Origin of the sequence: Pseudomonas sp. LjRoot277 (assembly GCF_964253845.1) — a bacterium.
GTDB lineage: Bacteria > Pseudomonadota > Gammaproteobacteria > Pseudomonadales > Pseudomonadaceae > Aquipseudomonas.
Genome location: NZ_CAXURI020000001.1, coordinates 3,274,883 through 3,290,470 on the forward strand (window position 1 = coordinate 3,274,883; position 15,588 = coordinate 3,290,470).

At 57.6% G+C, this 15,588-nt stretch carries 13 protein-coding genes; 5 read left to right on the forward strand and 8 right to left on the reverse strand.

Annotated features, from left to right (window positions below; genetic code table 11):
• Positions 1 to 12 precede the first annotated feature (12 nt).
• Positions 13 to 1,254, reverse strand: coding sequence for an MFS transporter (locus ACSQ87_RS15525; RefSeq protein WP_223433411.1), 1,242 nt, complete (start codon positions 1,252 to 1,254; stop codon positions 13 to 15).
• A 250-nt stretch (positions 1,255 to 1,504) separates the two neighbouring features.
• Positions 1,505 to 1,642: a hypothetical protein gene (locus ACSQ87_RS15530; RefSeq protein WP_008155215.1), complete on the reverse strand. Its 138-nt coding sequence runs from the start codon at positions 1,640 to 1,642 to the stop codon at positions 1,505 to 1,507.
• 157 nt (positions 1,643 to 1,799) lie between these two features.
• Between ACSQ87_RS15530 and ACSQ87_RS15535 the strand changes: the two genes are divergently transcribed.
• Positions 1,800 to 1,988, forward strand: a complete 189-nt coding sequence (locus tag ACSQ87_RS15535; RefSeq protein WP_008024801.1) for a hypothetical protein — start codon at positions 1,800 to 1,802, stop codon at positions 1,986 to 1,988.
• A 19-nt stretch (positions 1,989 to 2,007) separates the two neighbouring features.
• Here ACSQ87_RS15535 and ACSQ87_RS15540 read toward each other — a convergent pair whose 3' ends face one another.
• Positions 2,008 to 2,379, reverse strand: coding sequence for a fe2+ zn2+ uptake regulation protein (locus ACSQ87_RS15540; protein ID WP_223433410.1), 372 nt, complete (start codon positions 2,377 to 2,379; stop codon positions 2,008 to 2,010).
• A 244-nt stretch (positions 2,380 to 2,623) separates the two neighbouring features.
• On the opposite strand from ACSQ87_RS15540, the gene pvdQ reads away from it, so the two are divergent.
• Complete coding sequence (pvdQ, locus tag ACSQ87_RS15545; RefSeq protein ID WP_223433409.1) at positions 2,624 to 4,969, forward strand: bifunctional acylase PvdQ; 2,346 nt, start codon at positions 2,624 to 2,626, stop codon at positions 4,967 to 4,969.
• A gap of 55 nt (positions 4,970 to 5,024) precedes the next feature.
• Here pvdQ and ACSQ87_RS15550 read toward each other — a convergent pair whose 3' ends face one another.
• Together ACSQ87_RS15550 and ACSQ87_RS15555 are read right to left on the reverse strand one after the other, a co-directional pair.
• Entirely contained in the window at positions 5,025 to 6,029 is a 1,005-nt protein-coding gene (locus ACSQ87_RS15550) for a FecR family protein (protein ID WP_223433408.1), read from the reverse strand.
• A 98-nt stretch (positions 6,030 to 6,127) separates the two neighbouring features.
• Positions 6,128 to 10,951 (reverse strand): dermonecrotic toxin domain-containing protein, encoded by a 4,824-nt coding sequence (locus tag ACSQ87_RS15555; RefSeq protein WP_223433407.1) that lies wholly within the window; start codon positions 10,949 to 10,951, stop codon positions 6,128 to 6,130.
• A 231-nt stretch (positions 10,952 to 11,182) separates the two neighbouring features.
• Between ACSQ87_RS15555 and ACSQ87_RS15560 the strand changes: the two genes are divergently transcribed.
• Positions 11,183 to 12,223: an Ldh family oxidoreductase gene (locus ACSQ87_RS15560; RefSeq protein WP_223433406.1), complete on the forward strand. Its 1,041-nt coding sequence runs from the start codon at positions 11,183 to 11,185 to the stop codon at positions 12,221 to 12,223.
• 79 nt (positions 12,224 to 12,302) lie between these two features.
• On the opposite strand, the gene ACSQ87_RS15565 is transcribed toward ACSQ87_RS15560, so the two are convergent.
• The gene (locus ACSQ87_RS15565; RefSeq protein ID WP_123364977.1) at positions 12,303 to 12,620 is read right to left on the reverse strand and encodes a DUF883 family protein; all 318 of its coding nucleotides are present in this window, start codon (positions 12,618 to 12,620) and stop codon (positions 12,303 to 12,305) included.
• Positions 12,621 to 12,785: 165 nt separating this feature from the next.
• Here ACSQ87_RS15565 and ACSQ87_RS15570 point away from each other — a divergent pair, with 165 nt between their 5' ends.
• Positions 12,786 to 13,037: a hypothetical protein gene (locus ACSQ87_RS15570; protein WP_008155229.1), complete on the forward strand. Its 252-nt coding sequence runs from the start codon at positions 12,786 to 12,788 to the stop codon at positions 13,035 to 13,037.
• A 4-nt stretch (positions 13,038 to 13,041) separates the two neighbouring features.
• On the opposite strand, the gene ACSQ87_RS15575 is transcribed toward ACSQ87_RS15570, so the two are convergent.
• Positions 13,042 to 13,959, reverse strand: a complete 918-nt coding sequence (locus ACSQ87_RS15575; RefSeq protein WP_223433405.1) for a LysR family transcriptional regulator — start codon at positions 13,957 to 13,959, stop codon at positions 13,042 to 13,044.
• An 85-nt stretch (positions 13,960 to 14,044) separates the two neighbouring features.
• Between ACSQ87_RS15575 and ACSQ87_RS15580 the strand changes: the two genes are divergently transcribed.
• On the forward strand, positions 14,045 to 14,965 hold the full coding sequence (locus tag ACSQ87_RS15580; RefSeq protein WP_223433404.1) for a carbon-nitrogen hydrolase family protein: 921 nt from the start codon (positions 14,045 to 14,047) through the stop codon (positions 14,963 to 14,965).
• Here the strand turns inward: ACSQ87_RS15580 and ACSQ87_RS15585 are convergent.
• Entirely contained in the window at positions 14,958 to 15,503 is a 546-nt protein-coding gene (locus ACSQ87_RS15585; protein ID WP_436273792.1) for a GNAT family N-acetyltransferase, read from the reverse strand. The genes ACSQ87_RS15580 and ACSQ87_RS15585 overlap by 8 nt on opposite strands.
• Positions 15,504 to 15,588 lie beyond the last annotated feature (85 nt).

Sequence of the window (15,588 nt, forward strand, 5' to 3'; positions counted from 1 at the left end):
TACGTTGTGGTGTCAGACGGCAAGCGCGATGTGAGAACGCCGCAGAAACAGCCGCAGAGGAAGCAGGCAAAGAAGCCCTGCAATACCAGCCATCAGGGCAAAGGATTCGTGGCTATTACCGGCGCCGGCTGCAGCGATAATCGAGCCGCCACCGCCCATGACGGCGATCGAGATCATGCCGATCATGGCCGAGACCAGACCTTTGCTGTCGTCGCTGGCGAACAGCGCAAGCCGGTACAGCGCGGCATTGCTCATGCCAAGCCCAACGGCGTAGAGCGCCAGGCAGCTGATCAGCACGACTGTCGAAGCACCGTAGAAGCTGACGGCGACTAGCGCGATGAGCCCGCCGCAAAACGGCCAAAGCGCGTATCGAATCAGTGATGGCAGTTCAATGTTGGCAATCAGTCGGTTGAGGATCAGATTGCCGAGAATGACGGCCGCAAACACCGGGATTTGCCACAGGCCATAGTGCAGAGTCGAAATCCCCTGGTTGTGGATCAGCAAGAGCGGCGCCAACCCGATCCAGGCAATCAACGGCAGGCTCATCACGCCCAGCGCGACAGCGGCGCACAGGAATCGCGGGTTAGTCAGCAACGCGGCATAGCGGCGCACGGTGCCGTGCCATTCAAAGCGTACTGCTTCCAGTCGCTGACCGTCGTGGCGCAAGGTGCCCACGGTTTCCGGCATGAACAGGTAAAGCCCGAGCCAGACCATCACGCCGCCGAGACCCAGCAGTAAAAACAGTTCCCGCCAGGACAACCATTCCAGCAGCAGACTGCCGAGCAACGGCCCCAGAAGCGGGGAGAGCAGCGCAACGTTCCCCAGCAACGCCATGATTTTGACCGCGTCGGCTTCGCAGAAAACTTCTTGCAGGGCCGGGTAGCTGACCGCGATGACAAACCCCAACCCCATGCCCTGCATCAGTCGTAAGCCGTTGAACGCATAAATGCTTTGCACGTTGAACGCGGCGGCACAGGCCAGGGCGAACACCGCACAACCGATGAGCAACATCCGGCGGCGGCCGAAGTGATCGGACAGCGGGCCAATCAACCATTGCAGAAGCATGCCGCCGGCCAGATAAAGATTGAAGGCGTAGGGGACATGATCGGGGCTGGCATCCAGTTGTTCAGTGACGGTCAACATGGCTGGCATGATCATGTCGCTGGCCATATAAGTCAGAAGTTCGAATAAAGTGATTGCAAGGCAAAAGCCCAATAGATGGTGGGGTCTGATGTTGATTAAAGGCTTGTGCATGGCATCCCTGTTCTTGCTCCAAGTTTAATAACGGGGTTGTTGCGATGCACCGAGACTAATCATTGAATATGAATAGCTCCAATGAACTATTGAGACTCGAAGTTTCAATAGTTTTCGCTATATTTCGCTAAACGATGGGTATGAAGAGGTGAATATGCACGTACGAAAAATGCCCGCGACAGGGCGGGCATTTATTTAGCAATTATCGGATGGAGTATTTAGCTTACGAATGAAGGTTCAATTATTCGCGTTATCGATGTTGGTAATAACCCGGCCCGCCACGGTCGTAATGGTGGCCGCCGTGCCAGCCGCCGTGGGGGAATACGATGCAGCCGCTCAGGGTCAGGAGAGCGAGCAGGGGAATCAGCAGTGTGATTCGACGGAACATTTCTAAATCCTCATGGTTATCGCCACTATGAAGCCAAATCTCTTCATCGGCTGTAACATGAGACCCCGTTTGTAGCGTCCCATCCCCGGAGAAAGGTAGGGGCTTGGCATGCGTTCTGATACAAATCGGATACATTTTTCAGGTTCAGGAACTCGCAATGACTCAGTCGCAACGTTTGAAATACTCGATTCTGATCTCCCTCGTGGTGTTGGGGATCATGTTCGGCCTTTCGTATCTGCAAAACGCAGGCGTCATCAGCGAGAAGCTGTTTCAGTACATCGCCATCGGCGTGGCGGTGATCGTGGTGGTGATCAATGGCGTGATGCGTCGCAAGGTCAAACCCTGAACGACGCACTTTGAGCGGATCACTCGCGTTGGAGCATGGCTGCAGCGTGCGGATGCAGGCTGTAGCTTTTGTCCGGATTGAGTGTGATAACGCCCTCGCTGCACAAGCGTTTCAACACTTCCCGCACACTGAGGAAGGACAGAGGGATATCCAGGTCCAGCAAGTGGCTGTGCAGGCCGCGCACGCCAAGGCTACGGTCGCTTTCGGCGGCGGTCAGCAAGGCGTCGATGACTTTGAGGCGGATCAGACTGGTTCGCAGACCAAAGCTCTTGAGCAGCAGCCTGATCCGCTCGTTGCCATTGCGCTCACTTCGTTGACTGAAAACACCGGAGCCCATGGCAGAGCCCTTTGGCGCATTGCTACCGTCCGTTGGCAGTTGCGAGTTGTACATGCAAAAACTCCTTTTCCGAGCCGGCCAGGAAATGTGATGGGTGCTCTCATTCAATAAGACGTACGAGCAGGGCAAATAATGAAGCCCCGAATGTAGAAATTTTGTCGCCATCACGTCAGCGGCCTGTGAGATGCCCGTGAGAAGCGCCTTTCACGGCCTAAATTTTTGTCATTTGTTTCGTTTCTAGGGGAAGGCGCAGTGCGTGTATGACGCAGGGTGTTTGTCTTTTCGATCAGGAGCGAGCGTGATTATTTCCAGGCAGTTAACCCGGTTGAGCCTTGCAGGCGTGTTGGTGGGCTTGAGCCTTGCGGCAAACGCACGTAGTCAGCCGGAGCCGGCGAGCGCCGACATTCGCCGGACCAGTTTCGGTGTGCCGCATATCCGTGCCGACAACGAGCGCGGGCTCGGTTATGGCATTGGTTACGCCTACGCTCAGGACAACCTGTGCCTGCTGGCCAATGAGATCACTACCGTGAACGGCGAACGTTCACGCTATTTCGGCCCGGATCAGTTCACGGTCGAAGAACGCGAAAACCTGGTCAGCGATCTGTTTTTCAATTGGCTGAACACCCCAGAGGCTGTCTCCGGTTTCTGGCAGGCGCAAACCCCGCAAGTGCGCGATCTCATAGAAGGTTATGTAGCGGGCTATAACCGTTCGCTTGCAGAACGTCGGGTGCAGGGTTTGCCGCAGCAGTGTCAGGGCGACTGGGTGCGCGAGATTACCGCCCAGGACTTGGTCAAGTTAACGCGACGTCTGTTGGTCGAAGGCGGAGTAGGGCAGTTTGCCGAAGCCTTGGCCGGCGCGATGCCACCCAAGGCCGTTATTCATGTGGCAGGCGAACCCGTGTCGTTCCAGGTGGCTGCCTCGCGCATGCAGCGTTTTGCCCTGGATCGCGGCAGCAACGCCGTGGCGGTCGGCAGTGAACGTTCTTTCAACGGCCGCGGCATGTTGCTGGCCAATCCGCATTTCCCTTGGGTAGGCGGGATGCGTTTCTATCAAATGCACCTGACCATTCCCGGCAAACTGGACGTCATGGGCGTTGCGCTGCCGGGGCTGCCGATGATCAACATCGGTTTCAACCAACACCTCGCGTGGACCCACACCGTGGACTCGTCCAAGCATTTCACCTTGTATCGCCTGCAACTCGATCCCAAGGATTCGACCCGTTATCTGCTCGACGGCAAGTCATTGCCCATGAAGAAACAGACCCTGACCGTGAACGTGAAACAACCGGATGGTCAGACCAGACCGGTTTCTCATGGGGTCTACAGTTCGCAGTTCGGCCCGATCGTGCAATGGCCCGGAAAACTCGACTGGGACAACCAGTTCGCCTACAGCCTGCGCGACGCCAATCTGGATAACGACCGGGTCTTGCAGCAGTGGTATGCAATGAACCGCGCGGCCAGCCTCAAGGAGTTGCAGGCCTCGGTGCACAAGATCCAGGGGATCCCGTGGGTCAACACCCTGGCGACGGATGATCAGGGGCAAACGCTGTACATGAATCTCTCGGTCGTGCCGAACGTCAGTGCCGACAAACTGGCCAAATGCAGTGATCCGCGGGCCGGGTTGCAGATGATCGTCCTCGACGGTTCCAACAGCGCGTGTGCCTGGGACATCGACCCGGCGGCTGCACAAAAAGGAATTTATGCGGCAGACAAGTTGCCGCAGCTGTGGCGCAAGGATTTTGTGCAGCACTCCAACGATTCGGCCTGGATGGCCAATCCGGCGCAACCGCTCACCGGTTTTTCGCCACTGATCAGCCAGGACGGCCAGCCATTGGGATTGCGTTCGCGCTTTGCCCTGGATCGCCTGAATACGTTGAACAAGACCAGCCCAATAGCTGCGGCGGATCTGCAACGCATGGTGATGGATGATCAGGTGTACCAGGCCGCGCAAGTGATGCCGGACCTGTTGCAGTTCTGTGCCGGGGACCTGGGTTCCAATGCACCGACGCTCACGCCGTTGTGTGCCAGCCTGAAGGATTGGGACCGCAGCGCAAATCTGGACACTGGACTTGGATTCGTGCATTTCCAGAATGTCATGGAACCGTTGCAGCAAGTCCCCGACATCTGGCGTGTGGCGTTTAATCCCAAAGACCCGCAGCACACGCCGCGCGGCCTGGCCATCGAACGGCCGGGTGTGGCCGCGGCCATTCGCGAGGCGATGCTGGCTTCGGTTGAGCAGGTGAAAAAACAAGGGCTGAACGCTGGCAGCCGCTGGGGTGATATTCAGGTCGTCAGCAGTGGCGGCCAACAGACGCCGATCCACGGTGGCCCGGGAACGCTGGGTGTCTATAACGCCATTCAAAGTGTGCCGAGAACCGATGGAAAACTCGAAGTCGTCAGTGGTACCAGCTATTTGCAGGTGGTGACCTTCGATGACAAGGGACCGCAGGCTCAGGGGCTGCTGGCATTCTCGCTATCCAGTGACCCGGCCTCCCAGTACTCCAGAGATCAGACCCTGGCATTCTCCAGGAAGCAGTTGAGTGTGTTGCCGTTTACCGAACAGCAGATCACGTCCGATCCGCAGTACCAGGTTCAGACAATCCGCGAGCAGGATGAAAAAGCCGGGAAGGTGGCTGTACAGTAACGCTGATGGTGTTTGGACGAAGAATGAAGGCCGCACCCGCAAAGGGTCGCGGCCTTCAGCTTTTTGGGGCTTGTTGCGGAATGGAATTGAGGACCGGATTGCCATCTTTGTTGCGGGTCAGGTAGACCGGTAACACCTTGGGCAGGGACGCCACCAGGTTGTTGAGCTCTTTGATGTTGTAGATGCCGCCGATACGAATCGAGCCAGTGCTGTTGTCGGCCACCATCACCGGTTTGCTCAAGTAACGATTGATCAATGGCAGTGCGTCGGTCAGCGCCAGATCGTCGAGCACCAGTTTTCCACTGCGCCACGCCAGTGAGTTGTCATTGTCGTAGGTCTGACTGATCCGGGGAGTGAAGTCGCCGCGTCTGAAGCTCGCCTGCATCGCTGGCTCAAGGCGCAAGCCGTCTCCCGTCAGGGCATCATTGCTGCTGACCAGCACCGAACCTTCAAACAGGTTCACGCGTACCTGATCTTCATACATCCAGACGTTGAATTTGGTTCCGGTGACCCGAATCCTGCCTTCGGCCGCTTTGACAATGAAGGGGTGCCGAGTGTCGTGGCTGACGCTGAAGAAGGCTTCGCCTTTTTTCAGCGTTATCCGACGTTGATCCTTGTAGTTGCTGAACGTCAGCTCACTGCCCAGGTTCAGTTCTACCTGACTGCCATCGCTCAGGGTGACCTGGCGGACATTGTCGTTCGCCTCGAAATGTTGGTAGGAATTGGGCAGCCAGCCCAGGTTCCAGCCGCTATAGGCCGCCAGTGGCAACGCCATGGCGCAAACCGCAGCGGCGATACCGAAGGTGCGCCAAGGCGTAGCAGGTTTGGCGCGGACCATCGGGACCACCACGGTTTCTGGACGCGGGAGGTCCCCCGCGACATCCCAGATCTCCAGCATGGCCTCGTACTCGAACGCGTGAAGCGGATGAGCGTCATGCCATTGCTCGAACGCCAGCCGCTCTTCAGCAGTGCAATCGATGGCGTGCAGACGCATGCACCAATGCGCAGCGGCATCGGTGACAGCGTCATATTCGGCTTGCGAGAGAGGGTTGTCGGTCATTGACTCATCCTGATTTCCTGCATTCTAACCTTGTGAGGAAGTCTGCGAGAACAACCGTCATGGCAATTACCCATCTAATGGGTGTTTATTTTTCTGATTCACGGGGTGCTGGCGTGCAGTTGACGCCCCATATGGCTGATTAGCCATGCAACGCTGTCGGCGTTACCGAGTTGCACCTTGAGTCTGACCAGTGGATCTCTCTTGAAGATTTTGCGGGCGCCGCTCAGGTTTTCTCCGCCGGTCAGGGTCAATATATGCGCTTTTACCCGATCAGTATTTTCATATGAAGTGCTGCCCAGATCCTCCCACACACCGGTATCAGGATCTTCGGTCATGAACAATTGAGTAAGGGGGGTCTTGATCGAGAGTGCGGTGTCCTGAAGCGTGGTCAATGCGTTCTTGAGGTTACTGGCGGTTGCGCTGGTCGTTTCAATCAGATGGGAAAATGGTCTGCTGGAATCGAGGTAAGTAATGTCTTCGGTTTTGCAGACGATATGGGAAAGCTCATGAATAAGGGTTACTGCTCGGGCATGCGTGTTGATAGGGAAGGCAGAGTCGGAAAGATGTTCGCGGTAGAAGTCGAAATGGGTGTCGAAGAATTTTTCTGCCAGATAAATTTTCCGCTTTGCATCCGTTGGAACGGTGAAGCCGAATGTAGTTGCCGCGCCACTGACCAGCCTGCCGATTGCAAAACGATTGGTCTTCGGCTTTCTGAGTGAGGGGTCCAACAAGGCCGCAAAAATGTCGCCCAAGACTTTTTCAAGCTGCTCCACATGCGCGGACTGTACTTGCGGTACGTCAATAAAATCCATGATGAGTTGATGCACGGGGGTAACCGTGTGGTCGGAAGACTTCAGCAATTGCAGGTTTTGAAAGCAGTTCCAGGCATAGGTGGTTGCCAGGTCCAGCGCTTCGTCAATCTGACGAGCCTTTTGCGGAAACAGTCGACGGATTTCGGGCATTCCATTGGCATCGACGTTTATGCCGTCCCAAACCGAAAATGCGGTGCGCAACCGATTGCCGATGCTGAAACGGGGCGCTGGCGTTTGCCTATCCAGAACCCATTGTTTCGACACGTTCTGATTCAGCCGAGGACCGCGAATGTGTGTGTCGGCGATGCGCCAGCGTGTGCCGAGCTTTGCGACCGGATATACCTTTCCTTCAACCGGTGCGTAGGTTTTTTTTGTCGTCGGATGGGTATAGAGCCCAAGACTTGAGTTTAATGTGAGCGAATTCAGATCGACGTCGATGCTTTCATGACGCTTCAACTGCGTACGTTCGGGGGCTGTAATGGCAACGTTCTGCCATTTGAACCGGGTATCGGGCGTTTCTGGCGCAGGTGCACTTGGCGTAGAAGATGGCTCCGCTTGCGCTTCCAGCGATTGCCGCAACGAGGCCAGTTGTGCGATGCCGCTGATAAATTCCTTTGTCGCCGCCGCCCATTTGTGCGTTTGAAGGTCCTCGGCGGACTGCTTGATGTCTTGGTAACTGCGCCACACCGTGATCGGGTAGGCAAGCTTGCCCGTCAAGAACGTAAATGCCTCATGCAAATCTTCACCCAGCACCTGCTTGATGGTTGCCCATTCACCCTGCTTGTTGTCATCGGTCTGACAACCGAGCAATCGGACTAATAACCCGACGTTGTCGTTGAACAAGTGTTTGAACAGATTCCCCTTGATCGGATTGGACGCCAGCGTCACTTCGGGGAGGCGGTTATTGGAGGTCGCCATCCTGTACTCAAGCAGTATCCGATCAGGCTGCGGGAGGTTCATGAGTACCCAGTCGAGCAGACCGCCGCGAGTCTTCAGTTCTGCCAGCAGTTGTGCTTCATTCTTATATTCTTTCACTCCGTGCCGAGGGCTGTGCGGCGCGACAAGGACTTGTGGTGCGGTGCTATCGGCCGATGAGCCAATCAGATAGACGCCTGGCACTTTGATCGCCTGTTCACTCTTGATGCCCAGGAGTTCAAATGGGCGGATGATCGCGTGGGCACCATCGACCGCCGCGCGGGCGATAGCGTCAGGCATGTCCATGACTTGGCGTATCAGATCAAACCCCGTCTCGCTCAGGCGCTCCTGCAGTTTTTCCGTGTGGGCGTAATGCATCAGCTGCCAGGGTAATTGCGTGTAAAACCGCTTCCTGCGGTCCGCTGCGTTTGCCTGGGTGTCTGCAAAGGCTTCGTTCAATGTTTTCTGCTGATGTTCGCCCAGCTTCAAGTTTCGTATCAGGTCTCTGATGTAGCTTTGGTCCATCTCCTCGGGAATCACGGTGCTATCCAGCGACGCCAGTCTGAAATGGGTTATGTCCAGATTCTTGAAGTGGGTCAATGCAAAGTCGGTCAAGGTTTGGGTGCTGGCCGCAGACCTCGGCCGTGCGCTGATCAGGATCTGGACCTTGTCCGGATCGATGTCGAACGTATCTGCCTTGAGTTGTTTTTCAAGTGCATGGTGCGCCGTGCGCGCCAGGGAGCGTATGCCGGTGAGGTAGTCCTGGTCGTCGGTGACGTTGTTGAGGTATTGCTGAAGCAACTCCCCATGCAGTATCTGGTCTTGAATGGACGCCTTGGCCAGCCATGCGGGTAGTTTTTGCTGAGTGGTCAGGGATTGGGCAATGTCCGTCGCGCGGTCTAACCCGGTCATCGGTTGACGCAGCGCCACCAGCTTCAGAAGACTGGCCAGGGTCGTCGCGGGAAGCTTCGTGGCCAGCGCACGGGTGACGCACGCCTGGTCCAGCTGGACATAGGGCTTTTGCACGTGATCGAGAAAATGCTCATCTATTCGCTGCAGCGGCGCCAGGGTGTAAGTCTGCCCAGCCACTCTCTCGCTACGTCCAAGGTTCTCCAGAAGGGTGGTGCGAGCATCGGCGTCCTTGAGGCGTCGATCCAGCTCGGTCAGCAACGGAGTCAATGCCCTGAAAGCTTCAAATCCCGACGCCGGTGTCCACAAAATCGCCTTGCCCGAATGCTTCGGGTCCAGGCCTCCTCGTTCAGTCAGCACAAAACAACTGGCCAGTTTCAACGGGGCCGTGGCTTCGCTTGCCTTCAATGCCAAGGAAAATACGTCCGGCAAAAAACCGTTCAATGCAGCTCGCTGCAAGCGTACCGGGGTATCAAGCACGGTTTTGATGATCGCCTGTTCCGTCGCACCCAAGGTGCGCATGACGGTGTGCAGCTTCAATTCACTGCGCAATGCCGTTGACAGGGTGTGAGTGAAATTCGATTGCAAGCTCCCGAGAGACGAATTGACGATGCGCTGCGCCTCGGTAATCGTGCGGGTTGTTGTTGGAATGACCGGATGGTTGTCGAGGAGTTGGTCGAGCGCCTGCTCAACGGAGGAGAGTCGCGCCAGCTGCTCTTTGGCCGACTCGGCGCGAACCGTGGTCGGTTGTGCGCTCCAGCGCTGGTCCGCGTGTGTACTCCAGCGTCCTGCGGCATCGGCCGCCAGCAGTCGATTATCGATCAGTCCCCGGACATCCAGTGCCTTGTCGAGCAAGGCATGGGGATCCTGTGTACCTTCGCTTTCACGGTAACGGCTCAGCGCGTGGGACAGGTTCTCCCGTTGTTTGCCAAGGATGTCATCCATCAATTGTTCAAACACCGGGCTGATGATCGGTTCACCGACAATGACGCGCTCTTCCGGCTCCAATGAAAGAAACGTGCTGCGTTCGTCCAAAGACATGTAGTTGAGCAGCGTGTCTTCGTGGCCTTCGCTTTTCATCATTTCCAGGACGATTTTCCTGACAGCGGGCAGGTCGCTCGTCGCCTCGATGCCTCTGGACTGGGTGTACAGAAAGCCCAGGGTTTCGCGGCTGCCAATCATCAAGGTCGAGGCCAGCTGCGCGTAATGCTTGAAAGGCGCGGTGATACGCACTTTTTCGATGCGAAGAGGATCGACGGTTTCAGGTTCGAGACTGACATTCATCAGTCGCAGGTATTCCTGCGTCGTTAGAACACCTTGCTGACGCTGAAGCAAAAGCTTCACGTGAAAGGTATCGCGCAAACCCTCGGCAAAAAACGCCGAGCGTGACTGTCCGTTGCTCATCGTTGTGTTCCAGAACGTCTTGAGCAGGCTTTGCAAGTGAGGGGTAAAACTTTGCGCGATCTCTTTTATGGCGCTTTCCCAGGCCTGGTTGTCGGCGTCGCTGCTCACTCTGTGTTGGGGATTGGAAAAGACTCTGGAATCGCCAGTCGGCCACTGGTTGGTCAGGTAGTAATGCAGCAGGGCATCGCTCAGTGACTGCGAGGAAAGCGTGTGCTGGTAGTCGCTGTTGTCGAAGGCTGAAATTGTACTGACGATGTTCTTGAGTCGAGTCAGGCGCTGGTCCAGTTTGGGGAACGGTTTGTGCAACGCGTTCTTGAGGGTCTCGTCCAGCATCGATTGCAGCGTTGGCAGCTTGACCAGCTCACCCATCATCGTCTTGATGTTCTGAGCCTGATTGCGCTCGAGGGTGAGTTCCTGGTCCTGGAACACCGCACCTTCGATTATTTGCGTGGCAATGTCTGGCGCAGTGGCAGCGGATAAAGCGCTGCGTTGTTCGATGGAGAGAAAGCGCAGTAGCTCTCGCTTGCCGGTGGCCTGCGCCAACCACTCCTTGAGCTTGATTTTGAGGTCGTCCATGTCCGCGAATTTGATCAGGCCTTTCCACGGTGTGTAGAGCGTGACTTCTCCATCGCTCGGCCGGCTCATGGCAAAAGTGCCGGCCAGGGGGATATCGGGAGCATCAGGCACGCTTAAAAGCAACTGGGCGACGTGCATGGGCTTGCTATTGGCGATACGGATGTCATGCGTCGCCAGATAAACAACCTGCAACCACTTCAGGTCATCCAGCGTGAAGGACAGTGCCTTTTCGCGTTCACCGGGTTGTCTGACTTTGGATGCAAGTTCTGCCTCGTCGAAAAAATACGGCAGTGGGGGAGCAGTCATGGTTTTTCCTTGATGCGCTAAGACCGGCGGGTAATCGCCGGTCGTTGGATTGAGGAAAAACAGTACGGTCAGTGGAAGGCTCTGGTGCGGTACATATTGCTTGATCCGAACAGACTGTCGAGACTTGACAGGAAGCCGGTAGAACAGCGCTTAATCGACAACTGTGTTGGGTTGCCCTGCAACCTCGCTTCACCCTGTTGCCCGTACTCAATAATAAAACTGGAGCTTCAGATGACCGCAACGCCCGAAGTGGCCGTCAGTTCGAACACTCAAACGCTCGATTTCGACGCGCTCGTTCTTTTGCTTGAGCAGATTTTTCAGCGCCATGGCACCTCCGCCGATGTCGCCAGAACACTGGCCCTCAACTGCGCCGGCGCCGAACGCGATGGCGCCCATAGTCATGGCGTATTCCGCATTCCCGGTTACGTATCGACGCTCCAGAGCGGCTGGGTCAATGGCCAGGCCGTGCCGGTGGTCGAGGATGTGGCTTCGGGGTTTGTCCGGGTCGACGCCGGTAATGGTTTCGCCCAACCGGCCCTCGCGGCAGCACGCGCACTGCTGGTGGAAAAGGCCCGCAGTGCCGGCATTGCGGTGTTGGCGATTCGTAATTCCCACCACTTCGCCGCCTTGTGGCCGGATGTCGAGCCCTTCGCCTATGAAGGGCTGGTGGCGCTGAGCGTGGTCAACAGCATGACCTGCGTGGTACCGCACGGCGCCGATCGTCCGCTGTTCGGGACCAACCCGATTGCGTTCGCCGCGCCTCGGGCTGACGGTGAGCCGATTGTCTTCGACCTGGCGACCAGCGCCATTGCCCATGGCGATGTGCAGATCGCCGCACGCAAGGGTGAGCGTTTGCCGCCAGGCATGGGGGTGGACGGACTTGGCCAGCCGACCCAGGACCCGAAAGCGATTCTTGAGGGCGGCGCGTTGTTGCCGTTTGGCGGCCATAAAGGTTCGGCGCTGTCGATGATGGTGGAGCTGTTGGCGGCGGCGTTGACCGGCGGCAATTTTTCCTTCGAGTTCGATTGGTCGAACCATCCGGGGGCCAAGACGCCGTGGACTGGCCAACTGTTGATCGTGATCGACCCGAGCAAGGCTGCCGGGCAGAATTTTGCCGAGCGCAGTCAGGAACTGGTCCGGCAGATGCACGGGGTAGGGCTCAAGCGTTTGCCGGGTGATCGACGTCACTACCAGCGGGCCAAGGCCAGCACCGACGGCATCCCGCTCGACGCGCAGACGTTGGCGAGTTTGCGGACATTGGCCGGGCTCTGATGTCTGCATACTCTCAGTCTGCATAAAAGCCGGGCATGAAAAAGGCGAGCGAAAGGCTCGCCTTTTTTATCGAAAACGCTTAACGCCGACCCAGCAGCAACCCGACTACCAGGCCGAAACCGGCAGAGATCGCTACGGTTTGCCACGGATGACCACCGATGTAGGTTTCAGTGGCTTCGACCGCAGGTTTGGTCCGGTCACGAACGCTGGTGACGGAGTCCCGCGCCTGCTGAAGTTTCTGGGCGATCTGCCCACGAAGGGTGTCCGCTTCCTCTCCAACGAGCGAGGCACTGCTTTTGAGCAGCTTTTCCGACTCTTCGATCAGAGCCTGAAGTTCGCTGAAGGCTTGATCCTTGATCTGGTCTTCGGCGACTTGTGCGGCGGTTTTCCGGGCCATTGAGGTACTCCTTGCAGATAAATGGACAGTGAACAGTGGAGTCTGTCGTCAGCGAAAAAGTTGCAGTGGATTTTCGCGTTGACCCAACCCTGACGAAAAATCCTGAGTCGGACATTTCTTCCTACAGTGTAAGATGTCGCCTATTTTACGCAGCAGGTAACTCCCATGAGCTTCAATCTGGCCGACAAACCCCTTGCCGAGCGCGCTGCGCTGGAAGATGAGAAATCCCGTCTGTTCGATCTCTGGCAAAGCAACCTGGGCAAGTCCAAGGGCGAGGCCGCACGATTGTTCGGTGAACGCGCCAAGCGCAAAGGCAAATGGGCCGAATGGGTCCGTGCCGAACTTGACGGCATGTCGCCCCCGGAATTCGCGAACATGGTGCGCAGTGAAGTCAATCGCCTGATGGCTGCTAAATAAATTTCTACCTGACACTCGCGAAGCTCGCGACAATCGCTTCCCGGACTTTCAGCACCACCGGATCGAGCTGCGTACTGGTGCGCCAGCCCAGTTCGATCGGGTATCGCGGCAACGCCAGAGGGCAGGACAGCAGCGCCAGTCCGCTGAGCGCTGCAATGCTTTGCGCCGCATGGGCCGGAATGGTCGCCACGGCCTGACTGCCCTTGAGCAAGTGCGGTAACGCGGCAAAGTGTGTGGTCGAAGCGCATACCCGCCGACTCAACCCCAGCGCCGCCAGCCCCTCATCGGTGATCCCGATAAAGCCGCCCGACGAGACCAGAATGTGCTCGCGGGCGACGAACTCATCAAGGCTGAGGGTCTGCTGCCCCTCGGCCAGGCTGAGCGGGTCCACCAGGCACAGATAACCGCCTTCTCCCAGCACCTGACGGCTCAGCAAGCGCTCAGCAAACCCACCGGCGGTGATCGCCAGATCAATGCTGCGTTCCATCAACGCCTGGGCGACGATCTGGCTGTGAGTCTGACGAAAGATCAGCCGCAGCTTCGGCGCGACGCGGGCGATTTCCTCGATCAGCCGGCGCCCATACGCGATTTCGAAATCATCGGACATACCCACGGTCACCGAGCGTCCGTCGTAATGGTGGGCGGCCGGATCGACCATCGCCAGGCTCTGCCGGCATTTGTTCAGGGCATCGCAGACCACCGGTTTCAACTGGTTGGCCTTGAGCGTGGGCGCGAGTCCGCGGCCGGTGCGCACGAACAACTGATCGCCATACACCTCGCGCAGCCTTCGCAGTGCGGCGCTGACGGCTGATTGCGTCACGCCCAGACGCAACGCGGCCCGGCTGGCGCTGGACTCTTCATGCAGCGCTTCGAAGACTTTCAGCAGGTTGAGGTCGATGGAGGCGATATTCATTTGATTCATATCATTCAGCAGTGAATGGGGCTTTATTCATGATCCCGTGGCGCCTGAGAATGAGCAACACCTCATTGCTTTCGGAGTTACTGCGATGCCCAAGTCAATCGTTGCTGCACTGCAAATCGGCGCCTTGCCCGGTGGCAAGGCCGAGACCCTGGAACAGATCCTTTCTTGGGAAAACGCGATTATCGAATCCGGCGCGGCGCTGGTGGTCATGCCCGAAGCGTTGCTCGGCGGTTACCCCAAAGGCGAGGGCTTTGGCACTCAGCTAGGTTATCGCCTGCCGGAAGGGCGTGAAGCCTATGCCCGGTACTTCGCCAATGCGATCGCCGTGCCCGGCGCGGAAACCGAAGCGTTGGCCGGGTTGTCAGCGCGCACCGGCGCCAACCTGGTGATCGGTGTCATTGAACGCACCGGCAGCACCTTGTATTGCACCGCGTTGTATTTCGATCCGCAGTCCGGGCTGGTCGCCAAGCACCGCAAACTGATGCCCACCGGCACAGAGCGGTTGATTTGGGGAAAAGGCGATGGCTCGACGTTGCCGGTGATCGACAGTCAGGTCGGGCGGATCGGCGCGGTGGTGTGTTGGGAAAACATGATGCCGCTGCTGCGCACCGCGATGTACGCCAAAGGCGTGGAGGTCTGGTGCGCGCCAACGGTGGACGAGCGTGAAATGTGGCAGGTCAGCATGCGCCATATCGCCCATGAAGGACGCTGCTTTGTGGTCAGCGCCTGTCAGGTTCAGGATTCACCGCAGGCCTTGGGCGTGGAGATCGCCAACTGGCCGGCGGATCGGCCATTGATTGCCGGTGGCAGCGTGATCGTCGGGCCGATGGGCGACATTCTGGCGGGGCCGCTGCGTGACACCGCCGGTTTGCTCACCGCAGAAATCGACACCGATGACCTGATCCGCGCCCGTTACGACTACGACGTGGTCGGGCACTACGCGCGCCCGGACGTGTTTGAGTTGACGGTGGATGAGCGGGCCAAACCGGGTGTTCGATTTATTTGAGAACACGCCACTCTTCACGAGTGATTTCCCAGAGGTCTTTGGGGAATCGCCCGCCGACGAAGTCGCCTTCATCACTGCGGATCAAGCGCATGCCGGTGCGTTCCGAGAGTTTGCGCGAGCCAATGTTGGGCGCTGCTTTCGGTACCCGCATCACGGATCGGCCGAGGGTTTGGAACCAGTACTCGGTGACCGCCGCACTGGCTTCGGTCATCAAACCCTGGCCTTGCCATTTTGGCCCGAGCCAGAAGCCACGGTTGTTGTCTTGTTCATCCATCAGGCTGACATTGCCAATCAGTTGCTCAGGTGCCGACTTCAAACGAATCGACCAGTGCCACTCTTTGCCGGCGGCAATCGCTGGCAACGCGATGTCACGCAGATAGGTCAGTGCGCCATCGGCAGGGTACGGCCAAGGCACCAAGGCGTTCAGATAACGCACCACTTCCCAGTGCGGGAACTGTTGCTGGATGGCGTCGGCATCGGCCAATTCCAGCGGGCGCAGGATCAGGCGTTCGGTGTACAGCGTGGGTGTGGCTTCCATGTTTGTTGTCGCTCCTTGAGTCGTGATTTACCAGGTGCGCTCAGGCCCAGTGTCTGGCGCAGCACGGAAAACGCCGAAACGACCC